A 15,859-nucleotide genomic window follows, 5' to 3' on the forward strand; every position below is an offset into this window, starting at 1 on the left:
TCTCCACGAAAATTTTCCTTACACGCGCCATGGCAAAGCGGCCGGGTGTATCGGTAACCTCTCGCTTCATCGCAGTCAAAGACCAACATTCAACATTATACATAATATAAGAGGATTGTGCAACCCTTTTGAAGAAATTAGTTTAACTTTTAATCCGTTTACTATCCTACCACCTTTCCTCGCGATTTGCACGTGATTTGAAGTCCACTTATAGAATCTTGTTCACAGTTCCCTATAAAACGGTTTAAAACACTTTTCGATATATGTCGTTAACTTTAGTCTCGCGAAAAACAAAAAATCCCGCCTCAAGGGCGGGATCCAAACAAATTATTTTGTGATTGTTGCTACAACGCCAGCTCCAACTGTACGTCCACCTTCACGGATTGAGAATTTAGTACCTTCTTCAATCGCGATAGGAGAAATAAGTTCAACTGTCATTTCAACGTTATCCCCAGGCATAACCATTTCTACGCCTTCAGGAAGTTGAATGATACCTGTTACGTCAGTTGTACGGAAGTAGAACTGAGGACGGTAGTTTGAGAAGAATGGAGTGTGACGTCCACCTTCTTCTTTTGATAGAACATAAACTTCAGATTTGAACTGAGTGTGTGGAGTGATTGTACCTGGCTTAGCAAGAACTTGTCCACGCTCGATATCTTCACGAGCTACACCACGAAGAAGAGCTCCGATGTTATCGCCAGCTTCTGCATAGTCAAGAAGCTTACGGAACATCTCTACACCTGTTACAGTTGTAGATTTTGGTTCTTCAGCAAGACCGATGATGTCAACAACATCTCCGACTTTAACTACTCCACGCTCAACACGTCCTGTTGCTACTGTACCACGGCCTGTGATTGAGAATACGTCCTCAACTGGCATCATGAATGGTTTTTCAGTATCGCGTGTTGGAGTTGGGATATAGTCATCTACAGCTTGCATAAGTTCGATGATTTTTTCTTCCCACTCAGGCTCGCCTTCAAGAGCTTTAAGAGCTGAACCTTTGATTACTGGAATATCATCACCAGGGAAGTCATACTCAGAAAGAAGTTCGCGGATTTCCATCTCTACTAATTCAAGTAGTTCTTCGTCATCTACCATGTCACATTTGTTCATGAAGACAACTAGGTAAGGAACACCTACTTGACGTGAAAGAAGGATGTGCTCACGAGTTTGTGGCATCGGGCCATCAGCAGCAGATACTACTAAGATTCCGCCGTCCATTTGTGCAGCACCAGTGATCATGTTTTTAACGTAGTCAGCGTGACCTGGGCAGTCAACGTGTGCGTAGTGACGCTTGTCAGTTTCGTACTCTACGTGTGAAGTACTGATTGTAATTCCACGCTCTTTTTCTTCAGGTGCGTTATCAACGTCAGCGTATGACTTTGCTTCTCCACCTTGTGCTTTAGAAAGAACTGTTGCGATTGCAGCAGTCAAAGTTGTTTTACCATGGTCAACGTGACCAATTGTTCCTACGTTTGCGTGCTCCTTGGAGCGGTCGAATTTTTCTTTAGCCATTTTAGAGGTCCTCCCTTAATTTGAACAAGTTTAGTTTTTTTAGTATGGAAGCCGAAAGCGCACCTTCGACTATCCATATCTTACAAGTATTATTTATAGGAAACAAGGATGAACTGTATTATTCACCTTTGTTTTTCTTGATTACTTCTTCAGCGATAGATTTTGGAAGTTCTTCATAGTGATCGAACACCATTGAGAACACTCCTCGTCCTTGAGTGTTTGAACGTAGAGACGTTGCATAACCGAACATTTCAGCAAGCGGAACCATCGCACGCACTACTTGTGCGTTACCACGAGCTTCCATACCTTCTACACGGCCACGGCGTGATGTAATGTCACCCATGATATCGCCCATGTATTCTTCCGGAATGATAACTTCTACTCTCATTGTCGGTTCAAGAATTACAGGATTACATTTAGATGCCGCGTTTTTCAATGCCATTGACGCAGCGACCTTAAATGCCATCTCGTTGGAGTCAACATCATGGTAAGATCCGTCAAATAGACGCGCTTTGACATCGATTAAAGGATATCCAGCCAAAATACCGTTATCTAATGAATCACGAACTCCTGCTTCTACTGCAGGGATGTATTCACGAGGAACAGATCCACCAACAATATTATTCACGAATTCGAAACCTTTTCCTTCTTCGTTTGGACCAAATTCGATCCATACGTGACCAAACTGTCCACGTCCACCTGATTGACGAACGAATTTACCTTCGACTTCAGCTGACTGACGGAATGTTTCGCGGTAAGAAACTTGTGGTGCACCCACGTTTGCTTCCACTTTAAATTCACGACGTAGACGGTCGACGATAATATCCAAGTGAAGTTCACCCATACCCGCGATGATTACTTCTCCTGTTTCTTGATCTGTATGTGCACGGAATGTTGGGTCTTCTTCTTGTAACTTACCAAGCGCTTGTCCCATTTTATCTTGGTCCGCTTTTGTTTTCGGTTCAATTGCTACAGAGATAACCGGCTCAGGGAATTCCATTGATTCAAGAATGATCAATTGTTTCTCATCACATAATGTATCTCCAGTAGTTGTATCTTTCAAACCAACAGCAGCAGCGATTTCACCCGCGTGTACTTCAGAAATCTCTTCACGGCTATTTGCGTGCATTTGTAGGATACGTCCTACGCGTTCACGCTTGCCTTTTGTAGAGTTTGTTACATAAGAACCCGCTTGAAGAATTCCTGAATAGATACGGAAGAATGTAAGCTTCCCTACGTAAGGATCCGTCATAACTTTAAATGCTAAAGCGGAGAATGGTGCTTCATCAGTTGACTCACGCACTTCATCTTCTTCAGTTTCGGGGTTAAAGCCCATCATTGGTGGTACATCAAGTGGTGATGGTAAGTAGTCTACTACCGCATCTAGCACTAGTTGTACACCTTTGTTTTTGAAAGCAGTACCACAAACAACAGGGTAGAATTCGACTGCCAACGTAGCTTTACGAATAGCTGTTGTAATTTCTTCTGTTGTAAGCTCTTCGCCGCCAAGATATTTTTCCATAAGATCTTCATCGAAATCTACAATAGCTTCAATTAGGCTCTCACGGTATTTATTAGCTAGTTCAAGATGTTCCGCAGGAATTTCTTCCACTGTAATATCTGTTCCTAGATCGTTTGGATACATAGTTGCCTTCATTTCGATTAAGTCGATAATTCCTGAGAAGTTATCTTCCGCACCAATCGGCAATTGAATAGGGTGTGCATTCGCTTGTAGGCGTTCACGTAGTGTTCCTACTGAATAAAGGAAATCAGCACCTGTCTTATCCATTTTGTTTACGAATACGAGACGTGGTACTTTGTAGTTTGTCGCCTGGCGCCAAACTGTCTCTGTTTGTGGTTCAACCCCTGATTGTGCATCAAGTACTGCTACAGCACCATCCAATACACGAAGTGAACGTTCAACTTCAACTGTGAAGTCTACGTGTCCAGGTGTATCGATGATGTTTACGCGGTGACCTTTCCATGCTGCTGTTGTAGCAGCAGAAGTAATCGTAATTCCGCGTTCTTGCTCTTGCTCCATCCAGTCCATTTGTGATGCACCTTCGTGCGTTTCACCAATCTTGTGGATTTTACCTGTGTAAAAAAGGATCCGCTCTGTTGTCGTTGTCTTACCAGCGTCAATGTGAGCCATGATACCAATGTTACGAGTATTCTCTAGTGAGAACTCTCTAGCCATTTTGTAATCTCCTTCCGTTTCGGATTACTGCTATTGTTTATCCGACCTTACCAGCGATAGTGAGCGAATGCTCTGTTGGCTTCAGCCATTTTATGCATTTCTTCACGGCGTTTAACAGAAGCACCTGTGTTGTTTGATGCATCAAGAATTTCGTTCGCTAGACGTTCTTCCATTGTTTTCTCTCCACGTGTACGTGAATAGTTTACAAGGTAACGAAGGCCTAGAGTAGAACGACGTTCAGGGCGTACTTCAACCGGTACTTGATAGTTAGCTCCACCTACACGGCGAGCGCGCACTTCAAGAACTGGCATTACATTATTTAAAGCTGCTTCGAATACTTCAATTGGCTCTTGTCCAGAACGTTCTTTAACAATTTCGAACGCTCCATAAAGAATCTTTTGAGAAGTACCTTTCTTACCGTCTACCATCATTTTGTTGATAAGGCGGCTTACAAGCTTGGAATTATAAATCGGATCAGGTAGTACATCACGTTTTGTTACAGGACCTTTACGAGGCATAATTAGTTCCTCCTTTCAATATTGTTAGTTTTGTATTACTTCTTAACTTTAGGCTTTTTAGCTCCATACATCGAACGGCTTTGCATACGGCCAGTAACTCCAGCTGTATCAAGTGCCCCACGTACGATATGGTAACGAACACCCGGTAAGTCTTTTACGCGTCCTCCGCGGATTAGTACCACACTGTGTTCTTGCAAGTTGTGGCCTTCACCTGGAATATATGCGTTTACTTCCAATGTATTAGTTAAACGAACACGAGCATACTTACGTAGTGCCGAGTTCGGCTTCTTAGGAGTCATAGTACCAACACGTGTACAAACACCTCTTTTTTGTGGTGAGTTCACGTTTGTCATAGACTTTTTAAAGCTGTTATAGCTTTTTCCTAGAGCCGGTGACTTAGAGTTTTCCGACTTCGATTTACGAGGTTTACGGACTAATTGATTAATTGTAGGCATCAGGTTGTTCCTCCTTCCGAGTTTTTTATAATACCACACACCCAGGTGGTTCATTTTTAAGTAAAAACAAAGTTCTTGTGCGTGCACACACAAAAACGGGTGACAGTAACTCCAGAGATCTCTGCTTACTGTAATTTTATAATGATGATTGCTTATCGCCTTGCACTTATTCAAAAGAACATATTTTCTTTCTGAAAAGTTAACGGTCAACAACTATCAACCTTTTGTATATTATCATCTCTACAATGACTTGTCAACAAATTTAAGAAATAAACGGGAACGATGTCCCGTTTATTTTTATTCTGCTGTAATAGTTTCTTCTACTTCATCATGTTGCATTGTAATTTGGCGGTATCTCTGCATTCCAGTACCTGCAGGGACCAATTTACCAATAATGACGTTTTCTTTCAGTCCTAGCAACTCATCTGTTTTACCTTTAATCGCTGCATCAGTAAGAACTCTTGTTGTTTCTTGGAACGATGCGGCCGACAAGAATGATTCAGTTTCAAGTGAAGCTTTCGTAATTCCGAGAATTACCGGACGTGAAGTAGCCGGGACTTTACCTGCTAACAATACTTTTGCGTTCGCTTCAGAGAATTGGTGGATATCCAGTAATGAACCTGGAAGAAGATCAGTATCTCCCGCTTCAATCACCCGGACTTTACGAAGCATTTGGCGTACCATTACTTCAACGTGCTTATCACCAATTTCTACACCTTGCATTCGGTAAACTTTTTGAACTTCTTTCAACAGATACTCTTGTACAGTGGAAACGTCTTTTATTACGATTAATTGTTTAGGGTCAATAGAACCTTCGGTAATCGTTTGTCCACGCTCAACCACATCGCCTACTTCTACGCTTAAACGCGCATTGTACAACGTAGGATATTTACGTGTTTCGACTTCACCTTCAATAGTAATCTCTTTCATGCCTTCGCGGATTTCATCAATTTCAATAACAGTACCTGCAATTTCAGAAATAACCGCTACACCTTTCGGATTCCGGGATTCGAAAATCTCCTGAATACGTGGAAGACCTTGTGTAATATCATCTCCGGCTACTCCACCTGTGTGGAATGTACGCATCGTTAACTGTGTTCCTGGTTCTCCGATAGATTGTGCTGCAATGATTCCCACTGCTTCTCCAACTTCTACCGTTTCTCCAGTAGCTAAGTTGATGCCGTAACATTTTTTACATACGCCGTGTTTCGTATTACATGTAAACGCAGAGCGAATCGTCACTTCTTCGATGCCGGCTTGAATTACTAAGTTCGCTATGTCCGCAGTAATTAAACCGTTTTTCGCCAGAATGACTTCACCTGTTTCCGGATGCTTAATCGTCTTCTTCGTATGACGACCTTCAATCCGCTCAAACAATGTTTCGATCATTTCATTTCCTTCAGTTAATGCAGTGATAGCTAGACCGCGGTCTGTTCCGCAATCTTCTTCACGAACAATAACGTCTTGCGCTACGTCTACGAGACGACGAGTCAAGTAACCTGAGTCGGCTGTCTTCAGTGCTGTATCGGCAAGACCTTTACGCGCACCGTGTGTCGAGATAAAGTACTCGAGTACCGTCAGTCCCTCACGGAAAGAAGACTTAATTGGAAGCTCGATAATCCGTCCAGCCGGGTTGGCCATTAGTCCACGCATACCAGCAAGTTGTGTAAAGTTTGATGCGTTACCACGTGCTCCAGAGTCACTCATCATGAAGATTGGGTTTTCAATATCCAATGAATCCATTAGCTTATTCTGGATGACGTCTTTCGCATGGCTCCAATAAGAGATGACACGATCATATCGCTCTTCTTCGGTAATCAAACCGCGTCGGAACTGTTGCGTGACTTTATCAACTTTTCCTTGCGCTTCATGAAGAATTTCTTCTTTATTTGGCAAGACCACAATATCTGAGATACCGATTGTGATTCCAGCGCGAGTAGAATATTTAAATCCTAGGTTTTTCATTCTATCCAACATTCTAGAAGTTTCTGTAATGTGGAAGCGACGGAAGATTTCCGCGATAATTTCCCCAAGGATTGCTTTTTTGAATGGTGTGATTAATTCCGCTTCTTGCAAGTGTTCCTTAACATTAACTGTACCGTCTATGAAATACTTCCCAGGCGTTTCCACTTGTAAGTTTTCATTCGTCGGTTCGTTAATGTACGGGAACGTTTCCGGTAAAATCTCGTTGAAAATGATTTTACCTACCGTCGTTAACAACAGCTGACTATTTTGCTTATCCGTAAACGTCGGATTGTTAATACTGCCAGCCTGAACCGCGATGCGGGAATGCAAGTGAACGTGCCCTGTTTGATAGGCGATTAACGCTTCATTCGGATCACTGAACACAGAACCTTCTCCAGCTGCGTTTTTACGCTCGACTGTTAAGTAATAGTTTCCAAGAACCATATCCTGTGAAGGAGTAACAACTGGTTTCCCGTCTTTCGGGTTCAAAATATTTTGAGCAGCTAGCATCAGTAGACGCGCTTCAGCTTGCGCTTCAGCAGATAGCGGTACGTGAACAGCCATTTGGTCACCATCGAAGTCAGCGTTATATGCTGTACATACGAGCGGGTGTAACGTAATAGCGCGTCCTTCAACCAATATCGGTTCGAACGCCTGGATTCCTAGACGGTGAAGTGTCGGTGCCCGGTTAAGAAGTACTGGGTGTTCTTTGATGACGTCTTCTAGTACATCCCATACTTCAGAATGAAGACGTTCAATCTTACGTTTCGCACTCTTAATGTTATGTGCCAAGTTGCGTTCTACTAATTCTTTCATAACGAACGGCTTAAATAGCTCGATCGCCATTTCCTTAGGCAGACCACATTGGTACATTTTCAAGTTAGGGCCTACTACGATAACCGAACGACCAGAATAGTCTACACGTTTACCAAGCAAGTTCTGACGGAAACGCCCTTGCTTACCTTTTAGCATATGAGAAAGGGATTTCAATGGACGGTTACCCGGACCCGTTACAGGTCTTCCGCGACGGCCATTGTCTACAAGTGCATCGACTGCCTCTTGAAGCATACGCTTCTCGTTCTGAACGATGATGCCAGGCGCTCCTAGATCCAATAGTCGCTTTAGGCGGTTGTTCCGGTTAATAACCCTACGATAAAGATCATTCAAATCAGATGTTGCAAAACGTCCACCATCTAGCTGTACCATTGGACGCAATTCAGGAGGAATGACAGGAAGCACTTCCAATACCATCCATTCCGGACGGTTTCCGGAGTTACGGAACGATTCCACAACTTCCAGACGTCGGATTGCGCGTGTACGACGCTGACCTTGTACTGTTTTCAACTCTTCTTTTAATGAATCTGTTTCTTTATCCAAGTCGATTGCACGAAGTAGTTGCTCGATTGCTTCCGCTCCCATTGCAGCTTGGAATTTGGAGCCGTACTTTTCACGGTATAGGCGGTATTCTTTTTCAGAAAGCAATTGCTTGCGCTCAAGTGGCGTATCTGCCGGTTCGACAACTACGTAAGACGCGAAGTAGATAATCTCTTCCAACGCACGTGGTGTCATGTCCAGAATCAAGCCCATACGGCTAGGAATTCCTTTGAAGTACCAAATATGCGTGACAGGTGCTGCAAGCTCGATGTGACCCATTCGTTCACGACGTACTTTTTGACGCGTTACTTCTACTCCACAACGATCACACACGACGCCCTTATAACGAACTCGCTTATATTTACCACAGTGACATTCCCAGTCTTTCGTTGGACCGAATATTCTCTCGCAGAACAATCCGTCTTTCTCCGGTTTTAGTGTACGGTAATTAATAGTTTCAGGTTTTTTCACTTCTCCATACGACCAAGAACGAATCTTGTCAGGTGAAGCAAGGCCAATTTTCATATACTCAAAATTATTAACATCTATCAAGGAGCCAACCTCCCTTTAGTCTAATCGCCATAACGGCTTATCAGTCAACTTAACTTGTAGTAGTGCATTCACGTAAGACGTTCGTCTTACTGAATAGAATAGAAGAGGGTGCTCGAAGCCCTCTTCTATTCATTTTTGTTTGTTTTTTTATATTTCAGATCAACGCTTTCGGCGACATCTAGCTACAAGCGCCAGCCTCTCGGGTCGTTTCAGGATACCTTCGAAAGGAAAGTGCTCCTTTCGCTGCTATCCTTCCAACGCCTGTCGAGGCTAAACGGCGCTTTTCGCTTTAAGTCACATCTAGCTACAAGCGCCAGCCTCTCGGGTCGTTTCAGGATACCTTCGAAAGGAAAGTGCCCCTTTCGCTGCTACCCTTCCAACGCCTGTCGAGGCTAAACGGCGCTTTTCGCTTTTAGTTTAGGCGATCGGTTGATCTTCTTTCATCAAGTTCAATGCGTCAGTTGGTTGCAAGTCTTCTTCATCATCTAGATCACGAAGCTCAATTTCCTCAAAGTCTTCCGTCAACATTTTCACGTCTAATCCTAAACTCTGAAGTTCTTTGATTAGTACTTTGAATGATTCCGGCACCCCTGGTTGAGGTACGCTATCGCCTTTGACAATCGCTTCATATGTTTTCACACGACCTACGACGTCATCAGATTTGACTGTTAAGATTTCTTGCAATGTATAAGCGGCACCATAAGCTTCTAGTGCCCATACTTCCATTTCCCCGAAACGCTGTCCACCGAACTGGGCTTTACCGCCAAGTGGCTGCTGTGTAACGAGTGAGTATGGTCCAGTAGAACGCGCGTGCAATTTATCATCTACCATGTGGGCAAGTTTGATCAAGTACATAACTCCGACTGATACGCGGTTATCAAATGGTTCACCTGAACGGCCATCGTATAGCATAGTTTTACCGTCACGGTTCATACCAGCTTCTTCCATTGTAGCCCAAACATCTTCCTCGTTCGCACCGTCAAATACAGGAGAAGCAGTGTGAATACCTAGACTACGTGCAGCCATGCCAAGGTGCATCTCAAGGACCTGTCCGATATTCATACGTGATGGAACACCAAGTGGATTCAACATGACGTCGATTGGTGTACCGTCTGGAAGGAACGGCATTTCTGACTCAGGTAAGATCCGGGAAATAACACCCTTGTTACCGTGGCGTCCTGCCATCTTATCTCCGACAGAGATTTTACGCTTCTGTACGATATATACCCGTACCAACTGGTTAACTCCTGGTGATAACTCATCGCCATCTTCACGGTTAAAGACTTTAACATCCAGAACGATTCCGCCTGCCCCGTGAGGTACACGTAATGATGTATCGCGAACTTCGCGTGCTTTTTCCCCAAAGATTGCGTGTAGAAGACGTTCTTCAGCAGTCAATTCTGTAACTCCCTTAGGCGTTACTTTACCGACCAAGATATCGCCATCGCGAACTTCTGCACCGATACGGATAATTCCTCTGTCGTCCAAGTTGCGCAATGCATCTTCTCCGACGTTTGGAATATCACGCGTGATTTCTTCTGGCCCAAGCTTTGTATCACGTGCTTCCGACTCATATTCTTCAATATGAACAGATGTGAATACATCATCTTTTACCAGACGCTCACTCATGATAATCGCATCTTCATAGTTATAGCCATCCCATGTCATGAATGCAGTTAGAACGTTACGGCCAAGCGCAAGTTCTCCCTGTTCCATCGACGGTCCGTCCGCAAGAATATCAAGCGGTTTTACACGATCGCCAACTTTTACAATCGGACGTTGGTTATAGCAAGTTCCCTGGTTCGAACGAATGAATTTGGACAAACGACAAACGACAAGGTCACCTTTGACTTCTTTTCCGCCCACTTCTTCAATACGGCGAATACGAATTTCCTTCGCTTCTACGTGTTCTACGATACCGTGGTATTTAGAAACAACAGCCGCTCCTGAATCACGTGCAGAAATATGTTCCATACCTGTACCAACAAGTGGTGCTTCAGGATTTAATAAAGGAACTGCTTGACGTTGCATGTTTGCACCCATCAACGCACGGTTAGAGTCATCATTTTCCAAGAATGGAATACATGCAGTAGCTGCTGACACAACTTGCTTAGGTGAGACGTCCATATAGTCCATTTGTTCGCGGCGGAATACAGTGTTATCCCCTTGGAAACGTCCTACCACGCCTTCATTAGTAAATGATCCGTCTTCTTCAAGCAGTGCGTTTGCTTGTGCCACTACATAGTTATCTTCAATATCTGCTGTTAGATAATCAATTTGCGAGGTAACGCGACCCGTTTCAGGATCTACTTTACGATATGGCGTCTCAATGAAACCAAATTTATTCACTTTTGCAAATGTAGACAACGAGTTAATCAGTCCAATGTTCGGCCCCTCTGGCGTTTCAATTGGACACATACGACCATAGTGAGAGTAGTGAACGTCACGAACTTCCATTCCTGCTCGTTCACGAGTCAAACCACCAGGTCCCAGTGCAGATAGACGACGCTTATGCGTCAATTCAGCCAGTGGATTTGTTTGGTCCATGAACTGAGAAAGCTGTGAACTTCCGAAAAACTCCTTAATTGATGCAATAACAGGACGGATATTGATCAATTGTTGAGGTACTATAGATTGCGTGTCATTGATGGACATTCTCTCTTTAACCACACGTTCCATACGGGAAAGACCGATACGGAATTGGTTTTGAAGTAATTCACCAACAGAACGCAAACGACGATTACCAAGATGGTCAATATCATCCGTGTTTCCTACACCATGCAAGAGGTTAAAGAAATAGCTGATAGATGCAACGATATCTGAAGGGGTAATATGCTTAATAGACTCGTCTACTTCAGCGTTGGAAATAACATTAATCACTTGTTTCTCTTCACTTTTCGGTGCGTAAATCTTTAGCGTCTGGATCACCATTGGTTCTTCCAATATAGACCCTACATGTTCGATCGACTCAGTATTGATACCTTGTGATAAAAACGGTAGTAATTTATCCAATGTACGTCGGTCGATTAGCTGATCTTTTTCCACTAAAATCTCGCCTGTTTCAGGGTCGACAAGTGTTTCAGCAGCTGTTTGATTGAACAGTCGATTTTGCAAGTGAAGCTTTTTATTCATTTTATAACGACCGACATTCGCTAGATCATAGCGCTTCGGATCGAAGAATCGTGAATACAAAAGACTTCTTGCGCTGTCTAGTGTTGGTGGCTCACCTGGACGAAGTCGCTCATAGATTTCAAGCATCGCTTTTTCTGAAGTCTCGGTATTATCTTTTTCTAATGAATTCCGTAAATATTCATTATCACCGATTAAATCGATAATTTCTTGATCAGTAGAGAAGCCTAATGCACGTAATAAAACAGTGATTGGCAACTTACGAGTACGGTCGATACGGACATGTACTACGTCTTTTGCATCTGTTTCATACTCCAGCCACGCTCCACGGTTCGGAATAACAGTAGCGCCAAATCCACGCTTACCGTTTTTGTCCGTCTTATCATTATAGTAAACACTTGGCGAACGAACGAGCTGTGAAACGATAACACGCTCCGCTCCGTTAATAATGAACGTTCCGTTTTCCGTCATAAGCGGGAAGTCTCCCATGAAAACGTCCTGTTCCTTGACATCGCCGGTTTCTTGATTATGAAGACGTACTTTTACACGAAGTGGTGCGGCATATGTCACATCGCGCTCTTTTGATTCGTCTACTGGATATTTTGGTTCACCCAGTTTGTAATCGATAAATTCCAAAGATAAGTTACCTGTGAAATCCTGGATAGGCGAAATATCCCGGAACATTTCACGTAACCCTTCTTCTAAGAACCACTCGTAAGATGCCGTTTGAATTTCAATCAAATTCGGCAGATCGAGTACTTCTTTGATTCGCGCGAAACTTCTACGCTGACGATGTTGACCATACTGAACTAAATGACCTGTCAACTCATTCACCCCTCATTAAGACAATATTAGTTTTTTGCAAAATCAGAAATTCCGCTGTGACTTCGAAAAAACAAAAAGAAAACGAGTTCCGACAAGAGCTCATTTTCGATTTCACAATCTTTATCCAAACATCAATATGCCTTTTTCTCTAACACATCACACAAAAGGGCATACAGCTGCAATATAAATATTTATGCATTTAATAATGCTACTACACGATGTAGTTCCTGTCAATCTTTTTTGGCCACCAAAATAAAGTAGCCTTTTTTCTTGGCAACCGTATCCACATTACCAAACAACTTCTTCAAGTGATCCACTGTAGACGGAGCTCCTTGCTTCTTTTGAATGACAACCCATAATTCCCCGCCTGAAGCCAATTTTGCATAAGCGCCGTCGTAGAACGAAAACACTGTACGCTTACCTGCTCTAATAGGAGGATTCGTTATAATTGCAGCAAAGTCATTTGACTGAACTTGATTGACTCCACTACTTTCATAAATTTGTACATTAGTGATCTTGTTTTGTTGGGCATTCGTTCTAGAAAGAGCCAACGCTCGCTCATTAACGTCCACCATATGGACAAGCCGTTCTGGGAAATCCGATGCAATAGACAACGCGATTGGCCCATAGCCGCAACCTATTTCCAACAAGTCTCCCCCGATGGTTGGCTCTTTAAACGTTTCAGCGAGTAATTTTGATCCTTCATCTATGCTACCTTTACTGAATACACCTGCATCTGTTGTGAAAGAAAATACTTTATTACGAATCTCAGCTCTCCATTGCTTGGGGGCACTTAAAGCTTGAGGACTTTTTGAATAATAATGCTCTCCCATACATACACCTCCTGCGTAGAGTTACAATATCTGTATATGAAGAAAAAAGCCCGTCAAATAGACGGGCTTTTCTCAGGGAAATAGAAATTACTTAATTTCTATAGATGCGCCAACTTCTTCAAGTTTAGCTTTCATTTCTTCTGCTTCTTCTTTAGATGCTGCTTCTTTAACAGCTTTAGGAGCTTCGTCTACAAGAGCTTTAGCTTCTTTCAAGCCTAGGCCAGTGATTTCACGAACAGCTTTGATAACTTTGATCTTTTGATCTCCAGCTGATGCAAGGATTACGTCGAATTCAGTTTGCTCTTCAGCTGCTTCTGCAACTGCTCCAGCTGCTGCAACTGGTGCTGCTGCTGTTACGCCGAATTCTTCTTCGATTGCTTTAACAAGGTCATTTAGTTCAAGAATTGTCATTTCTTTAATTGCGTCTAGAATTTGTGCATTAGTCATTTTAAGTTCCTCCTGGAATATTGTATTTAACCGGCTAACTTGTTCCGGTCACTGTCAAAATGCGAAATTAAGCACCTTGCTCTTCTTTTTGTTCTGCAACTGCTTTTGTAGCAAGTGCAAAGTTTCGTACTGGCGCTTGAAGAACGCTGAGTAGCATAGATAGTAGACCATCGCGAGACGGTAGAGTAGCCAATGCTTTCATTTCTTCAGCTGATGCAACGTTTCCTTCGATCACACCCGCTTTTATTTCAAGCTTTTCGTTCTTTTTAGCAAATTCATTTAAGATTTTTGCTGGCGCTATTGCATCTTCCGCGGAGAAAGCTATAGCGTTTGGACCTGTAAGGTTTTCGTTCAAGCTTTCTATTCCTGCAACTACCGTTGCACGACGCACCATAGAGTTTTTATAAACTTTGAACTCGATGCCTGCTTCACGAAGTTGTTTACGCAATTCTGTAACTTGTGCAACCGTAAGACCACGGTAATCGACAACTACTACAGATGCTGCTCCTTGTAACTTCTCAGCAACTTCTGAAACTACTGCTTGTTTGGCTTCTAAAATTTTGCTCATGTTGACACCTCCTGGTAATTAGGGTCACTTATACCGATATAAAAAGCCCTCAATGTCTAAGACATGAGGGCAGAAAAGTCGTCATCTTTAAAAAAGAGCGTCTTGTCCTCGGCAGGAGCATTAAGTGGCAAGCCACACCTGCTGTCTTCGGTACAAATGGTTATCATCATAACAAGCGTAATCTTAACAGATCACTTTGCGCTTGTCAATTATTTTTTAACAGTAACGCTTGACGGATCTACTTTAACAGCAGGACCCATAGTTGTCGTAACGTTTACTGATTTCATGAATGTTCCTTTTGATGATGCCGGTTTAGCTTTTTGAATCGTATCAAAGATAGTCAAGAAGTTTTCTTCCAACTTCTCGTTGTCAAAAGATACTTTCCCGATTGGCGCGTGGATAATTCCAGCTTTGTCCGCACGGTATTCAACTTTACCTGCTTTGATTTCTTCAACAGCTTTCGTTACGTCGAATGTTACTGTGCCTGTTTTCGGGTTCGGCATAAGACCTTTTGGTCCAAGAACGCGACCAATCTTACCAACCTCACCCATCATGTCAGGTGTAGCAACGATTACGTCGAAATCGAACCAACCTTGTTGAATTTTAGCAATTAGTTCTGCGTCGCCTACGTAGTCTGCGCCTGCAGCTTCTGCTTCTTTAACTTTATCACCTTTAGCGAATACTAATACGCGTTGAGTTTTACCAGTACCGTTTGGAAGCACTACCGCTCCACGGATTTGCTGATCGTTTTTACGTGTATCAATACCAAGACGGAAAGCCACTTCAACTGTTGCATCAAAATTAGTAGTAGTTGTCTTTTTAGCAAGTTCAATTGCTTCTTGCGCAGTGTATGTAGCTGTGCGATCTACAAGCTTCGCTGCATCTACGAATTTTTTACCTCTTTTAGCCATCAGAATTTTCCTCCTCATTTGTGGTTTTAACGGATTAAACCTCCCACTTAATGAAGGCTGCGAATCTCAATCGACCGCAGCCTTCACCTTCAAACAATTGCTTTATTATGAAAAAACAAAATCAGTCTTCGATTTTGAATCCCATACTGCGAGCAGTACCTTCGACCATTGCCATCGCCGCTTCAACTGACGCCGCGTTTAAGTCTGGCATCTTTTGTTCTGCGATTTCTCTAACTTTATCACGCTTAACTGTAGCAACTTTGTTTTTATTAGGCTCACCTGAACCCTTTTGAACGTTTGCTGCAACCTTCAGCAATACTGCTGCTGGCGGAGTTTTTGTGATGAATGTAAATGAACGGTCCTCGAATACTGAGATTTCAACTGGAATAATTAGACCAGCTTGATCTGCTGTACGAGCGTTAAATTCTTTACAGAATCCCATAATGTTAACACCTGCTTGACCTAATGCCGGCCCTACCGGTGGTGCTGGATTTGCTTTACCAGCTGGAATTTGCAATTTCACTACTTTAGTAACTTTTTTAGCCACGAGACACACCTCCTTAAGTCCGT

Annotated in this window: 11 protein-coding genes and 1 other annotated feature; all 11 genes read right to left on the reverse strand. The window is 42.9% G+C overall.

The annotated features are described in order from the left end of the window. Positions 1-327 precede the first annotated feature (327 nt). The 11 genes from tuf to rplK all read right to left on the reverse strand — a co-directional run bounded on the left by tuf (position 328) and on the right by rplK (position 15,836). Positions 328-1,515, reverse strand: coding sequence for an elongation factor Tu (tuf, locus tag CSV80_RS04635; RefSeq protein WP_029053279.1), 1,188 nt, complete (start codon positions 1,513-1,515; stop codon positions 328-330). A 118-nt stretch (positions 1,516-1,633) separates the two neighbouring features. Then, on the reverse strand, positions 1,634-3,712 hold the full coding sequence (fusA, locus tag CSV80_RS04640) for an elongation factor G (RefSeq protein WP_099669933.1): 2,079 nt from the start codon (positions 3,710-3,712) through the stop codon (positions 1,634-1,636). 47 nt (positions 3,713-3,759) lie between these two features. After that, positions 3,760-4,230, reverse strand: a complete 471-nt coding sequence (gene rpsG, locus CSV80_RS04645; protein WP_029053281.1) for a 30S ribosomal protein S7 — start codon at positions 4,228-4,230, stop codon at positions 3,760-3,762. A 35-nt stretch (positions 4,231-4,265) separates the two neighbouring features. Beyond that, positions 4,266-4,685: a 30S ribosomal protein S12 gene (gene rpsL, locus CSV80_RS04650; protein ID WP_029053282.1), complete on the reverse strand. Its 420-nt coding sequence runs from the start codon at positions 4,683-4,685 to the stop codon at positions 4,266-4,268. A 297-nt stretch (positions 4,686-4,982) separates the two neighbouring features. Continuing rightward, positions 4,983-8,576: a DNA-directed RNA polymerase subunit beta' gene (gene rpoC, locus CSV80_RS04655; protein WP_099669934.1), complete on the reverse strand. Its 3,594-nt coding sequence runs from the start codon at positions 8,574-8,576 to the stop codon at positions 4,983-4,985. Between the two features lie 417 nt (positions 8,577-8,993). Next, positions 8,994-12,539, reverse strand: a complete 3,546-nt coding sequence (gene rpoB, locus CSV80_RS04660; RefSeq protein WP_198040307.1) for a DNA-directed RNA polymerase subunit beta — start codon at positions 12,537-12,539, stop codon at positions 8,994-8,996. 221 nt (positions 12,540-12,760) lie between these two features. Further along, on the reverse strand, positions 12,761-13,363 hold the full coding sequence (locus CSV80_RS04665; RefSeq protein WP_099669935.1) for a class I SAM-dependent methyltransferase: 603 nt from the start codon (positions 13,361-13,363) through the stop codon (positions 12,761-12,763). An 87-nt stretch (positions 13,364-13,450) separates the two neighbouring features. Next, positions 13,451-13,810: a 50S ribosomal protein L7/L12 gene (gene rplL / locus CSV80_RS04670; protein WP_029053286.1), complete on the reverse strand. Its 360-nt coding sequence runs from the start codon at positions 13,808-13,810 to the stop codon at positions 13,451-13,453. 67 nt (positions 13,811-13,877) lie between these two features. Beyond that, positions 13,878-14,378 (reverse strand): 50S ribosomal protein L10, encoded by a 501-nt coding sequence (rplJ, locus tag CSV80_RS04675; protein ID WP_099669936.1) that lies wholly within the window; start codon positions 14,376-14,378, stop codon positions 13,878-13,880. Positions 14,379-14,408: 30 nt separating this feature from the next. Next, positions 14,409-14,547, reverse strand: a sequence feature (ribosomal protein L10 leader region). 40 nt (positions 14,548-14,587) lie between these two features. Beyond that, entirely contained in the window at positions 14,588-15,289 is a 702-nt protein-coding gene (rplA, locus tag CSV80_RS04680; protein WP_029053288.1) for a 50S ribosomal protein L1, read from the reverse strand. A gap of 121 nt (positions 15,290-15,410) precedes the next feature. Continuing rightward, the gene (gene rplK, locus CSV80_RS04685) at positions 15,411-15,836 is read right to left on the reverse strand and encodes a 50S ribosomal protein L11 (RefSeq protein ID WP_029053289.1); all 426 of its coding nucleotides are present in this window, start codon (positions 15,834-15,836) and stop codon (positions 15,411-15,413) included. Positions 15,837-15,859: the final 23 nt, after the last annotated feature.

It is taken from the genome of Sporosarcina sp. P12(2017), from assembly GCF_002743035.1.
Classification (GTDB): Bacteria; Bacillota; Bacilli; order Bacillales_A; family Planococcaceae; genus Sporosarcina; species Sporosarcina ureae.

Coding starts and splice junctions, on each gene's coding strand:
- rplA (WP_029053288.1), bottom strand. CDS start 15,289: ATGGCTAAAAGAGGTAAAAAATTCGTAGATGCAGCGAAGCTTGTAGAT.
- rpsG (WP_029053281.1), bottom strand. CDS start 4,230: ATGCCTCGTAAAGGTCCTGTAACAAAACGTGATGTACTACCTGATCCG.
- CSV80_RS04665 (WP_099669935.1), bottom strand. CDS start 13,363: ATGGGAGAGCATTATTATTCAAAAAGTCCTCAAGCTTTAAGTGCCCCC.
- tuf (WP_029053279.1), bottom strand. CDS start 1,515: ATGGCTAAAGAAAAATTCGACCGCTCCAAGGAGCACGCAAACGTAGGA.
- rplJ (WP_099669936.1), bottom strand. CDS start 14,378: ATGAGCAAAATTTTAGAAGCCAAACAAGCAGTAGTTTCAGAAGTTGCT.
- rpsL (WP_029053282.1), bottom strand. CDS start 4,685: ATGCCTACAATTAATCAATTAGTCCGTAAACCTCGTAAATCGAAGTCG.
- rplL (WP_029053286.1), bottom strand. CDS start 13,810: ATGACTAATGCACAAATTCTAGACGCAATTAAAGAAATGACAATTCTT.
- fusA (WP_099669933.1), bottom strand. CDS start 3,712: ATGGCTAGAGAGTTCTCACTAGAGAATACTCGTAACATTGGTATCATG.